Annotated in this window: 14 protein-coding genes and 1 pseudogene; 3 read left to right on the forward strand and 12 right to left on the reverse strand. The window is 55.8% G+C overall.

Annotation, left to right across the window (positions count from 1 at the left end):
* Position 1: 1 nt before the first annotated feature.
* Genes CO666_RS25085 through CO666_RS25095 form a run of 3 tightly spaced genes read right to left on the reverse strand, consistent with a single transcriptional unit; the run spans position 2 to position 3629 of the window.
* Positions 2–943: an ABC transporter permease gene (locus tag CO666_RS25085; RefSeq protein ID WP_004671512.1), complete on the reverse strand. Its 942-nt coding sequence runs from the start codon at positions 941–943 to the stop codon at positions 2–4.
* Positions 944–955: 12 nt separating this feature from the next.
* Positions 956–2485, reverse strand: coding sequence for a sugar ABC transporter ATP-binding protein (locus CO666_RS25090; RefSeq protein WP_170967833.1), 1530 nt, complete (start codon positions 2483–2485; stop codon positions 956–958).
* Between the two features lie 55 nt (positions 2486–2540).
* Positions 2541–3629, reverse strand: coding sequence for a substrate-binding domain-containing protein (locus tag CO666_RS25095; protein ID WP_004671515.1), 1089 nt, complete (start codon positions 3627–3629; stop codon positions 2541–2543).
* Positions 3630–3884: 255 nt separating this feature from the next.
* Here CO666_RS25095 and CO666_RS25100 point away from each other — a divergent pair, with 255 nt between their 5' ends.
* Together CO666_RS25100 and CO666_RS25105 are read left to right on the forward strand one after the other, a co-directional pair.
* Entirely contained in the window at positions 3885–4514 is a 630-nt protein-coding gene (locus tag CO666_RS25100; protein ID WP_004671516.1) for a 2,3-bisphosphoglycerate-dependent phosphoglycerate mutase, read from the forward strand.
* 364 nt (positions 4515–4878) lie between these two features.
* A complete protein-coding gene (locus CO666_RS25105; RefSeq protein ID WP_004671520.1) occupies positions 4879–5985 on the forward strand; it encodes an NAD(P)-dependent alcohol dehydrogenase in 1107 nt (368 codons plus the stop codon).
* Positions 5986–6221: 236 nt separating this feature from the next.
* On the opposite strand, the gene CO666_RS25110 is transcribed toward CO666_RS25105, so the two are convergent.
* The 8 genes from CO666_RS25110 to CO666_RS25145 form a co-directional block, all read right to left on the reverse strand.
* The gene (locus tag CO666_RS25110; protein ID WP_170967834.1) at positions 6222–7502 is read right to left on the reverse strand and encodes a bifunctional 3,4-dihydroxy-2-butanone-4-phosphate synthase/GTP cyclohydrolase II; all 1281 of its coding nucleotides are present in this window, start codon (positions 7500–7502) and stop codon (positions 6222–6224) included.
* Between the two features lie 16 nt (positions 7503–7518).
* Positions 7519–8037: an NAD(P)H-dependent oxidoreductase gene (locus CO666_RS25115; RefSeq protein ID WP_004671524.1), complete on the reverse strand. Its 519-nt coding sequence runs from the start codon at positions 8035–8037 to the stop codon at positions 7519–7521.
* Between the two features lie 360 nt (positions 8038–8397).
* A complete protein-coding gene (locus CO666_RS25120) occupies positions 8398–8796 on the reverse strand; it encodes a GFA family protein (protein ID WP_010029274.1) in 399 nt (132 codons plus the stop codon).
* Positions 8797–8807: 11 nt separating this feature from the next.
* On the reverse strand, positions 8808–10103 hold the full coding sequence (locus CO666_RS25125; RefSeq protein WP_011053357.1) for an LL-diaminopimelate aminotransferase: 1296 nt from the start codon (positions 10101–10103) through the stop codon (positions 8808–8810).
* Entirely contained in the window at positions 10103–11272 is a 1170-nt protein-coding gene (locus CO666_RS25130) for an ABC transporter substrate-binding protein (RefSeq protein WP_004671529.1), read from the reverse strand. The genes CO666_RS25125 and CO666_RS25130 overlap by 1 nt, the downstream gene beginning before the upstream one ends.
* Positions 11273–11395: 123 nt before the next feature.
* Complete coding sequence (locus CO666_RS25135; protein ID WP_011053356.1) at positions 11396–12517, reverse strand: LLM class flavin-dependent oxidoreductase; 1122 nt, start codon at positions 12515–12517, stop codon at positions 11396–11398.
* A gap of 60 nt (positions 12518–12577) precedes the next feature.
* Positions 12578–12985 carry a carboxymuconolactone decarboxylase family protein gene (locus CO666_RS25140; protein ID WP_004671531.1) on the reverse strand — a complete coding sequence of 136 codons (408 nt, stop codon included), beginning with the start codon at positions 12983–12985 and terminating at the stop codon, positions 12578–12580.
* Between the two features lie 72 nt (positions 12986–13057).
* The gene (locus tag CO666_RS25145; protein ID WP_004671533.1) at positions 13058–13567 is read right to left on the reverse strand and encodes a flavin reductase family protein; all 510 of its coding nucleotides are present in this window, start codon (positions 13565–13567) and stop codon (positions 13058–13060) included.
* 134 nt (positions 13568–13701) lie between these two features.
* Between CO666_RS25145 and CO666_RS25150 the strand changes: the two genes are divergently transcribed.
* Entirely contained in the window at positions 13702–14469 is a 768-nt protein-coding gene (locus CO666_RS25150; protein WP_004671535.1) for an SDR family oxidoreductase, read from the forward strand.
* A gap of 464 nt (positions 14470–14933) precedes the next feature.
* Here CO666_RS25150 and CO666_RS25155 read toward each other — a convergent pair.
* Positions 14934–15114: pseudogene (locus tag CO666_RS25155) on the reverse strand (transposase); the annotation flags it as partial.

Genomic DNA, 15114 nt, shown 5'->3' on the forward strand with positions numbered 1-15114 from the left:
TTCAAAGTCCGATTGTTTTGCGTCGCTGCGAAACGACGAGTACGAGAAGCAACACACCCTTGACGACCGACTGAAGAAATGCAGAGACGTTGGCCAGATTCATCACATTATTCACTGTCCCGAGGATCGCCGCGCCAACGACGGTTCCCACAATGCTTCCGATGCCCCCGGCGAGGTGGACCCCACCCAATGCTGCAGCCGTTACAGACTCAATCCCGAATGAAGCGCCGCCCTTAGGATCACCCGATGCAAGGCGACCTGCAAGAAACATCCCCGCAGCGCATGCGAATAGAGCGGAAAGAACATACGCTTTGATGATGGTGCGCTCGACGGGAACACCGTTCATCCGTGCGTTGAAGTCATTGCCGCCGGAAGCGAAGAGGTAGAGGCCGAAGGGACGACGATAGAGAATCCAGGATGCGAAGAGCGATGCCGTGATCAACCAAAACAATGAGTTAGGTACGGGGCCGATGGATCCGGCTACCGAGCCGGAAAGCCACTCCGGCACGCGCCCGCCTGGGATTGGCAAAATGATCAACGCGATACCTTGGCCGATGCCCATTGTTGTCAGCGTCATGATGATTGGATGTACATTGAGGCGCGCGACACCGTAACCGTTCGCTACTCCGAACCCCATCGCCACCGCGATGCAGATAAGCACGCGGGTTATCTCAGGAAGATCAAGCGTCATGATCGTCGTCGTTAGACTGATGACGGACCCAACCGACACGTCGAGGCCGCCAGTGAGAATGACGAACGTCTGACCGAGAGCCGAGATGACGAGCACCGTCGATTGCGCCAGGAGATTAGACAAATTCTCCGGATCCATGAAGTCCGGCAATAATATTACCGAGGCGACAACCATCACCAGGAGCGTTCCAATGGAAAGCCCGATCGCTCCCGCGCGATAAGGGAGCTTCAGGCGACTGGCAAATGAATTCATAAGTTATCCTCCTCAATGCACCGCAGCACGGGGATCCGGTGACGCACTCGCCCCCAGCGCAGTCTCGAGGATTCTTTCCTCGGTCGCCCCCTCTGCGGACATCTGCCCGACGATCTTCCTGTCATGAACGACCAAAATGCTGTCGCAGAGCCCTATAAGCTCAGCGTGCTCGCGCGACGAAACCACGACCGCACCGCCACGATCACTGAAGTCCCGCAGCAATCTGTAAATCTCTGCCTTTGCACCGACGTCGACGCCGCGCGTGGGCTCCTCAATAACGAGGATGTCCACTCCGGAGAGCAACCAGCGGCCCAGCAGCACCTTCTGCTGATTCCCGCCCGAGAGTTTACCTACGGGCGCATTGGGATCGGCGGCCGCAACTCGTAACGACTTGATCACCTCGCGGACCCTCGACGCCGATCGCCACGCAACGCTTGCCATATTCCGATTGAGCTGTTTTCCCAGCGCGATGTTGTCGTAGATAGGCAGGCGCAGGAACAGCCCTTCCTGCTTCCTGTCCTCAGGGATAAAACCGATTCCTGATGCGACCGCGCGAGCGAACCCTGACCCTACATTCACCACGTGCATGCTGTTGTCGGGGCCGGCACGCCACACGGCGATGGCCTTTGGCGATTCAACGCCCACAATGGCACGCATTATCTCTCGCTGGCCCTGTCCTTCGAGCCCTGCCAGCCCGATGATTTCACCTTTTCTGACAACGAAAGTGACTGTCGAGCTGCTGTCGTCGAGGCGCAAGTCCGAAACCTCCAGCATTGCCGCTCCGGTGGCCTGCGAGCGCGGCGGAAAGAAGTTCTGAAGTTCGCGACCAACCATTGTCGCTACCAGCGTTTGCAAGTTGAAGTCCTGCGCTCTTGCAGTCCTTACCCAAGCGCCATCTTTCATGACGGTGATGGTGTCGCATAGTTCGAAGACTTCATTCATGCGATGAGAGATGTAGACGACAGCCTTATGTTGAGCCTTAAGGTCGCGGATAACCTTGAAAAGATGCGCGACATCGGTCGAGTTCAACGCCGCCGTTGGCTCGTCGAAGATGAATACGTCCGCGTTCGACGTAAGTCCCTTCGCGATCTCTACTGCCTGCTGCTGCGCGACAGTCAGTGTCTCGACGATCGCGGTTGCGTCGAGCTGTGGAAATACGTCAGCCAGCAAAGCGCGAGCGCGTTTCACTACCTCGACGCTATCGATCGAACCGTCAATGCGACGAGGTTCGTGGCCCAGGAACATGTTCTCAGCAACGGTGAGATTGGGGATCAGGGTAAACTCCTGAAACACCGTCGACACTCCCGCCAACCGTGCCTCCTTAGGGGAACGGAAATTGACTTCCTCCCCGCGGAGCCGAACACTTCCTGCGCCCGGCTGATATACCCCCGCCAGAATACGCATCAGGGTGGACTTCCCCGCGCCGTTTTCCCCCATCAGAGCGTGCACGGAGCCACGTTCCAGGGAAAAGCGAACGTCCGAAAGGACTTTCGTGAAACCAAACGATTTGTTGATGCCGACCATCTCGACAAGCGTGCTCATGGGAATTTCCATCTTCGACAGGGATACGGGCACGAGTGATCGTGCCCGTAGTTCATCAAGCCTTGAAATAATCAAGGAGCTTTTCGTTCGGCATTTCGGTCGGCGCCCAGTACGCATCAGTGAGATCTGCGCGATAGAACTGGGAGAGCGTCTCGTCGGTGATCGGCTTGGGGCGGTTCGTCCAGTTACGCTGAATCGGCTTCCCATCCAGCAAGGCGAAGGCGGCCCGTAGCGCGGCAGTAGACAGAGCGGGTGGGCAAATCGGACCGATCGAGGAAAGTTTTTCGTCATTCCAACGACGCATCCAGCCGTTAAGTGCTTCGCCCGTGATTGGCGGGATCGTTGAGGCGCCAGCCTCCTGCAAGGCATCCAAAACGCCAAGAGACATGTTGGCTCCATCGGTCCAGATGCCCGCGACATCTGGGTCGGAGAGATACAAGCTTTCGGCGATCTTCTTTGAGTCCTCATAAGACCAGCTTCCGTGCTGGGTCGACGTGATCTGAAGTCCAGACTTGCTGAAGACTTCCATGGCGCCTGCATAACGATCTGCATCGATGGGATGCCCGGCGACGCCACGCAGAACCCATACCTTGCCCTTGTTGCCAAGCTTGTCGACGAGGAACTGAGCCATCACGCGCCCGAAATAGAAGTCGTCGCCCTGGACCTGAACCGTAAACTCCTCGGTGTCGACGCGTCCGAGATAGACTACGGTTGGAATGCCAGCAGCCTTTGCCTTCTTGATGCCCTCGACGGCGGAACCGGTGGTTAGCGGTGCGATGATGATCGCATCGACCTTCTGGGCGATCAGATCCTCGATATCGGCAACTTGTTTGGAGGCATTGAGATCAGCGCTCCGGAACTGGTAATCAGCGATCCGATCCTTGTTCTTTTTTATTTCATATTCGGCTTCAAACGCCGTCTGGTAGGTATGCGTTGAACCAGCGAGGCCGTAGTGGCTGTGTCCGATCTTCCACGGGCCTGACTTCTTGAACTTACCCGCGTCGACAATTGGGTTGGCGCCTTCGGAGGGCCAAGTGTCAGGTAGGAGACTGATCGCGTCGTCGGCGCGAAGAATCCCCGGCATTCCGAACGTGCCGGCTACAGCAATTGCCCCGCTCGCTTGTAGAAATGTACGTCTCTTCATGAAAATTCCTCCTCCGGCCGCTCTGGGCGGCATTGTCTGTTAAGGCGAGAGCCTTGCCTTCCCAAGCCGTGCCGGACTCTCCTCAATACGGCGGAGTGCATTGGTATGAGCTATCAGACAATCTGTCAATAAATATAAACTTCGACGTTTGTTTTTTCGACATCGTTTTGTTTTCACTTGCACATAGTCGCACTTGACGGATTGTCCGATAGTGCGACAATATTCGTGTTCGCTAAATCGATGGGAGGGTTATGAATGTCCACTCTGGTGATTGTCCGGCATGGCCAAAGCGAAGGGAACGCGCGCGGGGAGTTCACGGGTACGAGCGACGTGCCGCTCACACAGGAGGGCTGGTCTGAGAGCAGGCGAGCCGGCTCACTGCTCGCGAACCTCGGCATCTCGTTCGATATTGCGTTTAGCTCTGCCCTCTTGCGCACAGTCGACACTTGCAGAGCGATTTTGAACGAAACCAACGGCGATCTGCTGGAGCCAATCAGGAGAACCGAGTTGAACGAACGCGACTACGGACAGCTCACCGGCATCAACAAGAACGTGGCACGTGAGCGGTGGGGCCAGGATGTTGTCCAGGTTTGGCGCCGCTCGTACAGCACTCCACCACCTGGGGGAGAAAGCATACGGGACATAAGCGCGAGGGTTCTGCCCTTTTTGATAAGCGAAGCGTTCCCCCCCTTGTTGAGAGGGAAATCGGTTCTTGTGGTGGCCCACGGGAATACGATCAGGTCACTAAAGCAGGGCATCGAACGCCTCACGATCCAGGATACGCTCGCTATTGAGTCACCGACCGCCGCGCCAACTGTATACCGGATTGCGTCGGACCTCTCGATCATCGAGAAGACTAACGTCCTGGTTGGTACTGTCTGTTAAGCCTGGCTGGCAGTAGCATCGTTTGTAGTCGGTTGAACTTGGCAATACCGGTGTCTCGAAGCTGTCGATAGCCTTCAGAACCGGCTCGACGTCGGCAAGCGACGCCATCCGGCTCGCCTCACACGTTGCTACTAAATTTTCGTCTGCCGATCTTTCAGCCCAAAGCGGGACAAGACGCATGCTCCCTTTCGAACATGCATCGGAACCCTTTGATCACTTCAAATCAGCGTTCACTCGTGACTTTGCAAAAATGCAGCCCTGCTCCGGTTGAACTGATCTAATTTAATAGAGTAATTATTGACTGATTGTCTGACGATGAGTACGTTCGCGCGAATTGCGTTGTGAGCCTTGGAGGAACAGTTACATGAAGCAGGCATATGCGGCGGTCTCGCGCGAAAAGGCGAAGCCCTTGATCTTGGAGTGCATAGGGATTGAGGAACCTCGTGCAGACGAGATTTTGGTCCGCATCGTCGCATCGGGGGTATGTCATACCGACCTGGTGGTCAGGGACCAGGGATATGACGTACCTCAACCTGTTGTGTTGGGACACGAAGGCTCTGGCGTCGTCGAGGCCGTCGGGAGCGCAGTTAAAGATCTTGTGCCCGGTGATCACGTTGCTTTGAGCTACGCCTATTGCGGCAAGTGCGAAAAGTGCCTTTCCGGTACACCTTTCTACTGCGAGGACTTCTTCGGTCGCAATTTCCGCGGCACTCGTCCGGATGGCACCTGCCCGATCCATGATTCTCACGGGAAACAGATTAGTGGCTGCTTCTTCGAGCAGTCGTCATTTGCAACCTACGCCATCGCCAGCGAACGAAACGCCGTGAAGGTTGCAAAGGATGTTCCACTCGAGTTGATCGGACCGCTCGGGTGCGGGCTTCAGACCGGTGCTGGCGCGGTACTGAATTGCCTCAAGCCGAAGCCCGGCTCGTCAATAGCAGTGTTCGGTGCTGGTGCGGTTGGCATGGCGGCTACGATGGCCGCGAAAATCGCCGGATGCGCGACCATCATCGTGATCGACTTGAACGATGAACGGCTGGAACTTTCGCGCGAACTCGGGGCGACGCACACGATAAATGCCCGCAAATTGGACAGCGTTGCCGCGATCAGGAAGATCGTCCCCGCAGGCGTTGATTTCAGCTTGGAATGCACGAGTTCGCCGCGAGTTTTCCGTCAGGCAGTCGACTGCCTTGGTACGCCGGGAACATGCGGTCTCGTTGGCTCGTCCGCTCTCGGCACTGAAGGCACGATCGATATCGGGAACTTCCTTTTCGGCCGCACATTGATCGGCGTTGTCGAAGGACAAAGCGTTCCGTCCGAGTTCGTCCCGCAGTTGATCGAGTATTGGCAGCAGGGACTTTTCCCGTTCGACAAACTGGTTCAGTTCTATGACCTCGACCAGATCAACGAGGCGATGGCTGATTCCGAGAGCGGCAAAGTCATTAAGCCGATCCTTCGCATGAAGCATTAGTTTTGCGAGACTTTTCGAAAGACAAGACGGACCGCGATTAAATGCGATCCGTCGGAACAGCCGTGCTCAAGACGAGATATGGTCGAACGCTGCTTTCGATGCAATCGCGGGCCACATCACTCCGATAGGCCTGCACGAATGATGTGCTGGCAGGGCCCACGCAAAAGCTCTAGGACTCTGCCGGTCAAAGGCGGCCCCCTACAATCACCGGCAGGTAAGTGGCGAGGGCGGCTCCGTTATCCAAGGGGTCCAGAGAACACCTGCGCGCCAAACACTGAAAAGACGTTGCTCCGGCCGACGTGTTCAGCTGACGTGTCCTGGTCCAACAGGTGGCCAAACCGATCGCGCTTTGTCTTAAAATAAGTGATGTTGGACGCGCTAGATGCGGCGATCAGACTCTGGCGAGACGACACGATGACGCCTGACGTTCGCAGCGCCTCTATTTTTGTAGGATTGTTGGTCAGAAGCCGAACGCTGCCGATACCGAGGTCGCGGATGATATCCGCCGCTGCGTTATATTCGCGGGAATCAGATGCGAAGCCGAGTTCCCAATTTGCCTCAAGAGTATCACGACCATGATCCTGCAGGCTGTAAGCCGCAATTTTGTTTCCTAAGCCAATGCCACGCCCCTCTTGCCCACGCATGTAGATCACGCAACCAGCGCCCGCTAACTGGACCGCCCGAAGAGCCATTTCGAGCTGTTGACCGCAGTCGCATCGCATGGACCGGAACGCCTCACCTGTCAGACATTCAGAATGCACCCGTACCAGAACGTCTTCCTTCTCGCACAACTCGCCAAGTGTCAAAGCTAAGTGTTCCGTTCCCGTCAAACTATCGCGATAAGCAATTGCCTTGAAATCCCCAAACCGCGTTGGCATAAAGGACTGCGCGTAACGCTTTACCCTCGTATCACGACTCCTGCAGTACTCAATCAAAGCGTCGATCGTTACTATGTGCAGGCCATGTTCGATTGCGAACTTCTCGAGATCTGGCAGTCGAGACATGGTTCCGTCGTCATTGGCGATCTCGCAGATTACGCCAGCCGGCGCCAGGCCGGCAAGTCGTGCAAGATCCACGGCAGCTTCGGTGTGGCCAGGACGGCCCAGGACACCGAGACGATTTGCACGCAAAGGAAAAATGTGACCCGGTCGCGATAGGTCTTCCGGCCGCGTCTGCGGATCGATGAGCGACTTGACGGTTGCTGCTCGATCTTCGGCTGAAATCCCTGTCGTTGTGCCGTGTTTGCAATCGACGGAAACGGTAAATGCCGTCTGCAGTGAGTCCGAATTACGTGTGACCATCAGGGGGATCTCGAGTTTGTCGAGACGTTCGGCTGGAAGTGGCACGCAGATAAGGCCTCTCGCATATTTCATCATGAAAGCGATGTGCTCAGCTGTTATTTTTTCGGCAGCAACGACTAGGTCGCCTTCATTCTCCCGGTTTTCGTCGTCGACCACGATAACCATCTCGCCCGCTTCGATCGCCTCGATCGCCTCATCTATGCTCGAAAAAGACATGGAATCCTCCTCCTTATTATGGGCTGACGGCGCGACGCGCGGCATCGAGCTCTCTGTCGACAAGCGCGCGCAGGTTCTCAGAAAGAGCATCGTTCTGAAAATCTTCATCGAGAGCGAAAATGAAACGGCTATGTATTTGCGCTTCGAAAAAGTCGAATAAGGCTTCCATCGAGGCTTCGACGAGCGGCTTGTGACTCGATGCTTTACCGGTTGCAAAAGGGATCACATAGCGGCCCTTAAGCGCTTTCATGTCGACAAGGTCGAATAAATGCTTCAGCAACCCAGTGTAAGATGCTTTGTAGACCGGACTACCAACAACTAGCACGTCACTAGCCAAAATATCGTTGAGTGCCGCTTTAACAATCTCAGCGGCGCTGGAGGGCAACACTGTTGCCCCAAGGTGCGGATGAAGGTCGACAAGGTCCCAGCAGCTTGCTTCGTTGCCGGACGCGCGCACCCGATCCACCATGAAGTCTGCTACGGCCCGGGTTTTCGAGGGGCGCGATAAATTCCCCGTTATTACAACAACTTTCATGTCACAGGACTCCCAACATTCTCGCATAAGACAATCTTACAATTTTCACTCACACCGCAATGGAGGTCGTTGAGGACCCGTGGGGGCAAAAATAGTCCTGCGGTGTCCTGAGCCCTCACAACCCGTAATTTCCCAACCTCGAAGGCTGGATTGCTTCGCAGAAGTCTTCTGTCTCGTACGACTTTATTCTCTCAATGGGTGGGCTCGCCGTGCAAGCGCACCTACTGTCTGCAATCCCTGCCGCTTTTACCGACCCAGCACGTTTGCGTTAGAACCTCCTGGACACGGAATGAGGCGTTGCCGCTTGATATACGGTCGCCGTGGCTCCACCTCAGTTACGACAGGTAGTATCCCGGTCACTTACGGGAACTCTGGTGAGCTTGCCTTCGATGGATCATGGGCGAGCCAAGGTTCCGCATGCGATACCCACACGTTTGACATCGGCACACTTCCAGGATCGGTATCGAACGTGCCGGCTCTAACGACTTTGAGCTCCGGGCTGGCCGGCCGCTCCGCATAAACGTGCGAGCCACATACCGAACAAAACCACCGCAGCTTTCCAGGCGTCGATTCGAAGCTATGAAGCGTATCTTGGCCTGTAAGGATCTTGAAGTGCTCGCTTTTCACCTTCGCAGCGGTATTGTGATCAGCGGCGTGTGACTTCCGGCATGTTTGACAGAAGCAATTCCACATGGGTCCATCAATTTCCTGAACCTGGTACGTTACCGCTTTGCATTGGCATGATCCGAAGATTGGCATCGGGTATCCTTTCACTGATTCATTACGTTGATTTCAAATTTCTCGTCGCCGCTAAGCCAGCGTTTGATGTTGCGCGCAGCCTGGCGGATGCGGTGTTCGTTCTCGACGAGCGCCAGACGGACGTAGTCGTCGCCCATTTCGCCGAAGCCGATACCCGGTGCAACGGCGACGTCGGCCTTCTCGACCAGCAGCTTGGAAAACTCCAGCGAACCGAGATGACGGAACTTTTCCGGGATCTTTGCCCAGGCGAACATGGTGGCAGCCGGCGGCGGCACGTCGAAGCCGGCCTTCCCGAAGCTTTCGACCATGACGTCGCGGCGACGCTTGTAGACGTTGCGAACCTCCGCAATGTCGGAACCGTCGCCGTTCAGCGCATGGGTCGCGGCCACCTGGATCGGCGTGAAGGCGCCGTAGTCGAGATAGGACTTGACGCGGGTGAGCGCCGCGATCAGCCGCTCGTTGCCGACGGCAAAGCCCATGCGCCAGCCGGGCATGGAAAAGGTCTTCGACATCGAGGTGAATTCGACGGTCACATCCATTGCACCCGGCACTTCGAGAACCGATGGCGGCGGAGCGCCGTCGAAGTAGATCTCGGAATAGGCAAGGTCGGAAAGCACGATGATGTCATGCTTCTTGGCGAAGGCGACGACGTCCTTATAGAAATCGAGCGTCGCGACGAGGGCCGTCGGGTTCGACGGATAGTTGAGGATCAGCGCCAACGGCTTCGGGATCGAATGCCGGACCGCCCGCTCCAGCGGCGGGAAAAAGCTCTCATCCGGCTCAACCGACATCGAGCGGATCACGCCGCCCGCCATCAGGAAACCGAAGGCGTGGATCGGATAGGTCGGGTTCGGGCAGAGGATCACGTCGCCGGGCGCGGTGATCGCCTGCGCCATGTTGGCGAAGCCTTCCTTGGAGCCCAAGGTGGCGACCACCTGGGTATCCGGGTTGAGCTTGACACCGAAACGGCGGGCATAATAGGCGGCCTGGGCACGGCGCAGCCCCGGAATGCCCTTGGAGGAGGAATAGCGGTGGGTGCGCGGATCCTGCACGACCTCGCACAGCTTGTCGACGATCGACTGAGGAGTGGGAAGGTCGGGGTTTCCCATGCCGAGATCAATGATATCGGCGCCGCCCGCTCGCGCGCTTGCTTTCAAACGGTTGACCTGTTCGAAAACATAAGGCGGCAAACGTTGAATTCTGTGAAAGTCCAGCACACTATTTCCAATCAAATCGCAGATACCTCCCGCGCCGATTATAGAAACCGACGCGGGAGGCTGGGAGGTCTCCTTCCGGAGAACATTCATTACTTCTTCGGCCGCCAAGCTAACGGATCTTCAGGACGTTCGAAGTAGTTTGCAGCGACGTCTGCAGGCCACCAGCCGTTGTTCTTCGGCTCGATCCAATCCGTGGAATTGGGATCGCAATCTTCCTTCAGCACTTCCTTCACGTCATCAATGGTGTAAGGAAGCGCAGGACGAAGAATCGACTGGATCTTTGGTCCCTGGCCTTCGAGCGTTCGCATCATGACGTCCCACACAAGGCGGGCATCAGACCGCGGCGGCCAGAAATGGAAGCTCTTGCTTATGAAATCAGGGTTCTTACGCCAGTAGCAGGCTGCCGAAGCCTCACCCCCGAGCACGATAGGCATCATGTCGCGGCCGGATTGCTGTACTGCGTTCACGACACCGTTTTCTGAAGCGGACTGAACGAGAATGCCATTAACCTCAGCAAGATTGGTGGCAAGAAACTTCTGAACCTCAACCTGGGCGACCTGGTCGGTCCATTTGCCAGCTATCGTGCCTACAATTTTGATACCGGGGAATTTATCGAACGCGTTCTTCGCGCCGATGTCGAAGCTGTCCGATGATGCGAAACCGGGGATGCCCGATACCATCAGGACGTTGCCTTTTTCACCGATTTCCTTGGCAAGCCATTCAGCAGCCTTGTAGCCACCGTCGGTGTTATTCTCTGTGGCATTGATTGCGTAGGGTGATGTGACATAGCCCGAGACTGAGAAGACTGGCACGCCTTTCGAATGAGCATACTCTATGGTCTTGTTAAGTGCGGTAATGTTCGAGCAGCAAATGACGATCGCATCAACACCGTCGTCAACCATCTGCCGCATCTGCTGGATTTGGACAGCGTCTTTGAGGTCAGACTGCGTGACGATTAGATCGGAGACTAGGCCTGCTTCCTTATATCTCGGAAGCAATACGTTGGTGAATTCGTCCAGGATGTTCGCGCGCCAGGTATTACCGGCATATGTGGATGCATAACCAATTTTCCACGGCGGTGGACGTTTTGGAACAAAATCTTTGTACACCGTCCCCCCGAGCGGAATGGCGGGATCGATATTCTCGTAAAGCGCCTTTTGGTCCGGCGGCAACGAATCGAGGCCGTCAGCCTTCGCCACGCCGTTCATGTGATAAAGGCTCGACAGCGTAAAAAGCGCTGCAACGATTTTCTTCAGCATTCAGGGCCTCCTCCCCTTGTGGTTCCGCTCAACCGCCGGCCCCTTTGGCCGCCAGCCGCGAAAATCCTGCCAGAATCTGGCAGAGTTCGTGTCGGGACGGCAATCGCCGTCCCGAGGACTGGTTCAGTTGCGCAGACCGGCTTGCTTGAGCAGCGGCATGACACGGTCGTTAAAGAAGGGAAGTTCCTCGTTGTAATCGACCATTGTCAGCAAGGCGCCGTTGACGCCTGTATTGCTGAGATCCACGAGCTTGTCGGCGACTTGTTCTGGATTGCCGACGATCGGGTATCCACCCCAGCCAGCGACGAAGCGTTCCTTGAATTTTTGATACATTTCGGCAGAATGGTTTTGAGATTGCACCTGCAGAACTTCACAGATGTTCTCGCATGCCTCCCAGTCACCCTTCTGGTTGACGTAGTAGTCGTAGTATTCCTTTGCTTCCTTCTCCGTTTCGCGAACGATAACGGGGCAAGCTGTGAATGTGCCAAGATCACGGTTATATTCAGTACGCGCCAGGTCCTTCACCTTTTTGACCCAGGCAGCGCCGGATTCCATGTCTTGCATGAAGCCGAAGTTGAAGTCGCAGAACTTGGCGGTGAAATGCAGTCCCTTGCCCGAGGCGCCGGCGCAGATCAGGAGCGGGCGACCCGCCTTGTTGTAGGGTTTGGGTTCACTGAAGGCGTCTTTGACTTTGAGGAACTCGCCTTCGAAGGTAACGCCATTGCGTTTCCAGAGCGTCTCGACGATATCCATCCATTCAGTGGCGTATTCATAGCGGGTGTCGTGCTCCATCATAGGAACTCCGAACATTTCCATTTCGGGAGTGAACCAGCCGGTAACGAGATTGAGGCCGTATCGACCCTTCGAGATGTGATCGATTGTTGTCGCCATCTTGGTTGCAACAATCGGGTTTAGCGTCGGAATGTGAGTCGTTGAGAAGAACTGGAGCTTCGTGGTGACCGCCGCGAGAGCGGCCGCCCAGGTGAACGTATCCATGTTCACGCCATTGAAGTTTGAAGGACCGCCAAAACCACGCCAGCGTGCAATCGGCACCATGCATTCCCAACCGGCTGCCTCAAGCTTCTTTGCAATCTCGACGTTGTGGTCGAAGGTAGGTTCGAACGTTGTCTCAGCGAGCGTAATCGCGCATGCATTCGAGCAATTCGTGCCAAATACGCCGAGCTTGAGCTTGTTATCATTGAACATTGGGTTTCCGGCAGCGCGGAAATCGTCTTGTGCGGTCACTGTAGTCCCTCCTCGGGCTGGCAACGGATGATGCTCAGCCCACTCAAATGCGTTGAATAACTAGATGCCCATCTCGTCGAAAACTTCCGCTGCCACGCGGAAGCTGTCGATGGCCGCAGGAACACCGCAGTAAATCGAAACCTGGAGGAAAACCTCCCGAATTTCCTCTTTGGTAAGACCGTTGTTGATTGCTCCGCGAACATGCAGTTTCAGCTCATGCGGACGATTGAGGGCCGAAATCATCCCGAGATTGAGGATGCTGCGCTGCTTGCGCTCCAGGCCCGGCCGATTCCAAATCGCGTCCCAGCAGTATTCTGTGACGAGGGTTTGCATCGGCCAATTGAAGTCGGTGGCTTTGCTGACCGACGCATCAACATAGCCCCCCCCCAAGACTTCGCGCCGGGTCTTTAGTCCGCGCTCAAAGCGCTCTGTGACTTCACGTCCATGAATTTCTCTTGCGGGTGCCATATTGCTCACGCTTTTCTCCTTGCCGCCCTTGGGCTTTCGATGAGTGATGTGATTGGTGGTTAAAGCCACCTACTATGCGGCCGATCCACTGATGGACGACGACCTGACGAGTTGACCGTTTTCGTAGAGAAGCGGCGCGATTGACTCGATGAACCGTGCTTCGAGCACTTCTCCGAGCACAACATCATGCGTTCCAACGTGAACGACATCTTTTAGCTTGCAGACAAACGCCGCCTGCGCATCGGACAGGACCGGCATGCCGTCGAGAGACAGCCACTCGCCGTAATGAAAGCGCTCTTCACCCTTCAATTGCCCACTGAACAGCGGCACAAGATCGGCATGTGAAAGATGCAGCATGTTCACGGCGAACTTCCCGGAGATCTTCAAAGGCTGATTCACCGAAGCCGATTGGTTGATGCAGACAAGAACAGTTGGTGGGTCCGCGGTAACCGACTGGACCGCGGTGGCGGCCATGCCATGACGGACCCCGTTGAGTTCGGTCGTGATCAAGCAGATGGTTGATGTGAACCGACGCATAGCTGCCTTAAAAGTCAACTGCGCCTCAGTGCTGGTATCGGCCATATTGTCCTCCCACGGCCAAATTCGATCGAGCCTAGATAAACAGATCAGCAGACAATCTGTCAACTGGATTTTCACAATTGACAGATTGTCTGCTAAAATGTCTTCTAAGGCACCCAAAAATGAGGAGATGGTCGATGGATTTGAATCAAAGAGTTTGTATCGTCACAGGGGGCGGCAGCGGCATTGGTCGTGCGACAGCCGAGCTTTTCGCAAAGAACGGCGCCTATGTGGTTGTTGCTGATGTCAATGAAGACGCCGCGGTTCGTGTGGCGAACGAGATCGGCTCGAAGGCTTTCGGTGTTCGCGTCGACGTCTCGTCCGCCAAGGACGCGGAAAGCATGGTTGAGAAGACGACCGCAAAGTGGGGCCGGGTCGACGTGCTCGTCAATAATGCCGGGTTCGGAACGACGGGGAATGTGGTGACCATTCCTGAAGAAACTTGGGACCGGATTATGTCCGTAAACGTCAAAGGGATCTTCCTTTGCTCAAAGTACGTCATTCCTGTTATGCGACGGAACGGCGGAGGTTCGATCATCAATACGACTTCCTACACCGCAACCTCAGCAATCGCGGACAGGACTGCCTACGTAGCATCGAAAGGAGCAATATCTTCGCTGACGCGCGCGATGGCCATGGATCATGCGAAAGAGGGAATTCGTGTCAACGCGGTCGCTCCAGGGACAATCGACTCTCCTTACTTCACGAAAATCTTCGCCGAAGCGAAGGACCCCGCGAAGCTTCGCAGCGATTTCAACGCCCGTGCCGTCATGGATCGGATGGGGACAGCTGAAGAGATTGCTGAAGCAATGCTTTTTCTTGCGTCCGATCGTTCGAGGTTCGCGACCGGTAGCATTCTGACGGTCGATGGCGGCTCCTCGATCGGAAACCACCTGGTCAAGTGAAGGAAAGGGCGGCACTCGTCATGCCCTTACATTTGAGGCAGGAACACCGGGTATAAGGCTCCAGCCTCGTTGATCATTGACGTGTTCCTAACCCGTCAATGACAGCACAGAGCTGTTGGCCTAGGCGCAGCTCTTGTCGGACTTGCGGCACGCTCCAGCAAATATGATAGAGAAGGAGAAGGACTGCCGGCGACAACTAGATCTAACAGCGGAAACTGGATCAAGGACATTTCGCAATTTTTGTCGAATAACCCCACGATGTCGGTCAGATGACGTCATGCGAGTGCCGACCTTCCGGAATAGCCGCATGCTGGTTCCGAATGCCCTCTATCGCAACGCTGTCGGCATAAGTTTAGTCCGGAATACAAGGTGATACGATCGTGTCCCGGGAGGTGGTGTAGGTCGCGGCTGATGGCCGTGCTTTCCCGACATGGGTCGGAAGGGGATATCAGCGTGCCACAGCGGGGCAGGCTGATTTGGGGCTCATCTCATTTGGGCCATGGTCTCAAGCGTCATATACTTGGCGCGTTGAACGGCCCATTCGTCATTCTGTTCGAGCAGCAGTGCGCCGACGAGACGGACGATGGCTTCGTCGTTCGGAAAGATGCCGACGACCTCGGTGCGTCGCTTGATTTCGCCGTTGAG

It is taken from the genome of Rhizobium chutanense (assembly GCF_002531935.1).
GTDB classification, from domain to species: domain Bacteria; phylum Pseudomonadota; class Alphaproteobacteria; order Rhizobiales; family Rhizobiaceae; genus Rhizobium; species Rhizobium chutanense.